Below are 2,291 nucleotides of genomic sequence, written 5' to 3' on the forward strand. Positions count from 1 at the left end.
GTGGCCCTGAAATTATTTTCGACAAATATGTTTCAACGCGTTTAGATACCTTAAATCCAACGGTTCGTTTGGTTCCCAAACAGCCTCTGTGGACAGGTATACCGATGATTGATGTATTTAATACGCTGGTAAAATCGCAAAAGATTCCAATTTTTGCCGGTCCAACCGAGCCTTACAACCGTTTGCTTTCGCAGATTGCACAGGGTGCGCAGGCCGACGTAATTATTTTTGCCGGTATCGGTTTGAAATTCGACGAGTACCACTACTTCAAAGAGCAGCTGTCGCAGTCGGGTAATATCGATAAAACCATCATGTTTACTCACCTTGCCGGTGACTCGCAGATTAAAGGCCTTATGTTACCCGATGTGGCATTAAGTGTATCGCGCGAATTTGCCGACCAGGGAAAAGACGTGTTGGTACTGCTAACCGACATGACCAACTGGTCGAACATTTTGCGTAACGTTGCCAACTACCAGGATCAGATTCCTTCTTTGCAGGGTTATCCGGGTTCGTTGTATTCAGAGCTGGCCAAACGTTACGAGGTGGCTGCCGATATTGAAGGCGCCGGTTCGATAACTATTATCGGGGCAACAACGCTTGAATCGCTTGAAGATCCGGTTCCTGACAATACCGGTTATATTACCGAGGGACAGTTTTTCCTTGACAATGGCAAGCTGAAACTGGCACGTTCGCTGTCACGTTTAAAGCAGCAGGTTAACGACACTACCCGAGACGACCACCGCCCTATCATGACGGCAATGGCATCGTTACTTGCCGATGCTGAAAAAGCATACGAAGCAGCTGAAGTTGGTGCAGCAAACGATACATTCTCGCGTAAATTGCTGCGTTACCGCGAAGATTTCATCGCCAATATGGAAGAACCATTTGGTGAGCCCATTGAACTGGAAGCCGCATTAGACAAATGCTGGGATATTTTAAAGCGGCATTTTGAACCAACCGAAACAGGGTTGAGTAAAAAACTGATCGAGCAATATTGGAACTAACTACTAATCGGAAAAAGAGATGACAAAAAATAAAGAAAACCTGGAAGGAATTGTTTCCAAACTAAAAGAGCAGGGTGTTAATGCCGGCGAAGCAGAGAAACAACGCATAATTGAAAATGCAAAGCAGGAAGCCGAAAAACTGATTGCCGAAGCAAAAGCTACCAGCAAAAAAATTGTTGAAGAAGCCGAAACGAAAGCTTCTCAAACAGAAAAAAATGCAGAAAAAGCAATTGCACAGGCTTCGCGCGACATGGTTGAAGCTACAAAAATAACCATCTTAAACCACCTGAAAAAGGTGTTTGGTAAAGAGTGCAAAACTTTATTCCGTCAGGAAGAATACCTGCAAGAACTGCTAAAAGTGGTGATCGATTCGATTTCAGGAAAAAAATCGATAAAAGTACCGCCGGAGTTGCACAAAGAAATGGAAGCATTTTTATTAAAAGAAGCACTTCAGGAAGAGGTAACTTTACAACCACTTTCGGCAAGTAAAGCCAAAATAAAAGTAAAATCGACCGACAAAGACGGAATCAGTTTCGTAGTAAGCTCAAAAGAAATTGAGAGCGGTTTATTTTCCTTACTCAACAAGGATTTAGTTGACCGGATCATTAAAAGCCAGGAGGATTAAATATGTCAAACATGGTTTATCTTATGACCAGTTTGCCATCGTTGTCCCTGGGAGAGGCACCTCCGATTACAATCGATGAATTTAACGATGACGCAAAACGCCAACTGTCTTCACGACATTTTAAGGCGCTGCAATCGGTTGATATTCAGAAATTGGATGCTAATGTTGGAGTAAAAAGCATTTCCTCGCTTTTAAACAGTATCAAGGAAGATCTTTCAGAAGTTAGAACGGCCAAAACGCAAAACCGTCAGCCGAAGCCGGAACGGATGCCAAATTCGTTGCTGCGCGGAAATCCCATGGAGCGCGAGATGAATATCTTGCAGTGGCAATGGGAAGAATTGCAGAACATTGAGGCCGGAAAAACATTCACCCTAACAGAAGTTTTGGTGTACAAACTAAAACTTCAGCTGGCGGAAAGATTGTATTCCTTCGATGAAATTAAAGGTGCCGAAGTATTGGCATCGGTAGTAAACCCGGGGAAAAACAAGGAGGGCAAATAATGGCAGGTATAAAAATAAAATATACAAAAACGGAACGGGCCCGTCAGAAGAAAATTCTGAAGGTATCGGAAAGGATGCTGCCGTTGTTTGAAGCGATGGAAAAATCGTTGATGGCAACCATAAATACCATCGCTGAACGGATTGAGGAAATACGCGAAGAGA

Annotated in this window: 3 protein-coding genes; all 3 read left to right on the forward strand. The window is 43.3% G+C overall.

All coding sequences use genetic code 11. From position 1 onward, the window contains the following. A partial coding sequence (locus tag ABZB17_RS22265) for a V-type ATP synthase subunit B (RefSeq protein ID WP_372653835.1) occupies positions 1 to 1,004 on the forward strand: 1,004 nt, incomplete at its 5' end. Positions 1,005 to 1,023: 19 nt separating this feature from the next. After that, a complete protein-coding gene (locus ABZB17_RS22270) occupies positions 1,024 to 1,629 on the forward strand; it encodes a hypothetical protein (RefSeq protein ID WP_372653836.1) in 606 nt (201 codons plus the stop codon). An 11-nt stretch (positions 1,630 to 1,640) separates the two neighbouring features. Next, on the forward strand, positions 1,641 to 2,129 hold the full coding sequence (locus ABZB17_RS22275) for a DUF2764 family protein (protein ID WP_372653839.1): 489 nt from the start codon (positions 1,641 to 1,643) through the stop codon (positions 2,127 to 2,129). Positions 2,130 to 2,291: the final 162 nt, after the last annotated feature.

It is taken from the genome of Draconibacterium sp. (genome assembly GCF_041583095.1).
Taxonomy (GTDB): Bacteria; Bacteroidota; Bacteroidia; order Bacteroidales; family Prolixibacteraceae; genus Draconibacterium.

Coding starts and splice junctions, on each gene's coding strand:
- ABZB17_RS22275 (WP_372653839.1), top strand. CDS start 1,641: ATGGTTTATCTTATGACCAGTTTGCCATCGTTGTCCCTGGGAGAGGCA.
- ABZB17_RS22270 (WP_372653836.1), top strand. CDS start 1,024: ATGACAAAAAATAAAGAAAACCTGGAAGGAATTGTTTCCAAACTAAAA.